Origin of the sequence: Pseudomonas thivervalensis (genome assembly GCF_001269655.1) — a bacterium.
Lineage (GTDB): Bacteria > Pseudomonadota > Gammaproteobacteria > Pseudomonadales > Pseudomonadaceae > Aquipseudomonas > Aquipseudomonas thivervalensis.
In genome coordinates, this window is the sequence record NZ_LHVE01000023.1 from 1 (window position 1) to 1,037 (window position 1,037).

Sequence of the window (1,037 nt, forward strand, 5' to 3'; positions counted from 1 at the left end):
GCAATGGGTTACCCGTTACCAGCGTGACGCGGCCGGGCGACTGCGGGTCAAGACCTTGCCCGACGGCCAGGCCACCGAATACCGCTATGACGAGTTGGGCCGGCTGGTCCACGTCGACGACGGCAGCGACCATCCGCTGGCCTTCGAATACGACGCCCAGAACCGGCTGGTCACTGAACACCAGGGCTGGGGCACCCTGCGCTATCGCTACGATGCCTGCGGACGCCTCAACCACCTGCGCCTGCCAGACGACAGCCGGCTCGACTACCACCACGCCCCGGGTGGTGCGCTGACCGCCATCGACCTCAACGGCGCGCGCTTGACCGAGCACCGCTTTGACGGCGGTCGCGAACGACAGCGCCAGCAGGGCCGGCTGCTCAGTGACTATGCGTACGACGAACAAGGCCGCCTCAAAGCCCAAACCGTGTGGCAGAACCCACAGCAGCAACTGTTCTGGCGCGATTATACCTACAGCCCCAAAGGCAACCTCCAGACCCTTTCCGACCACCGAAACCGCCGCAGCTACCAGTACGATCCTCTAGATCGCCTGACCCGCATCGACTTTTCCCACAGCGAGCCGCCGGAACACTTCAGCCACGACCCGGCCGGCAACCTGTTGATGCAGGACCGCCCCGGCCCGACCACCGTCAAGGGCAACCGCCTGCTGAGGGAGGGTGACCGCCACTACGACTACGACGCCTTCGGCAACCTGATCCGCGAACGCCACGGCCAGGCCCTGGTCAGCGCCTACCGCTACGACAGCCAACACCGCCTGATCGGCGTCACCACGGCCGACGGCCGCGAAACGTCCTACCGCTACGACGCCTTCGGCCGACGGATCAGCAAGACCGTGGACGGCCTGACCACGGAATTTTTCTGGCAGGGCGACCAGCTCGTCGCCGAAAACAGCCCGCGCCATCACCGCAGCTACATCTACGAACCGGGCACCTTCCGTCCACTGGCGATGCTCAACGGCGAAGGCCCGGAAAAAGCCACGCCGTTCTACTACCACCTCGACCACCTGGGCACGCCCCAGG

1 pseudogene is annotated in these 1,037 nt (G+C 65.8%); it reads left to right on the forward strand.

Annotation, left to right across the window (positions count from 1 at the left end):
- Positions 1-1,037 (forward strand): annotated as a pseudogene (locus AD659_RS28810) (RHS repeat protein); the annotation flags it as partial.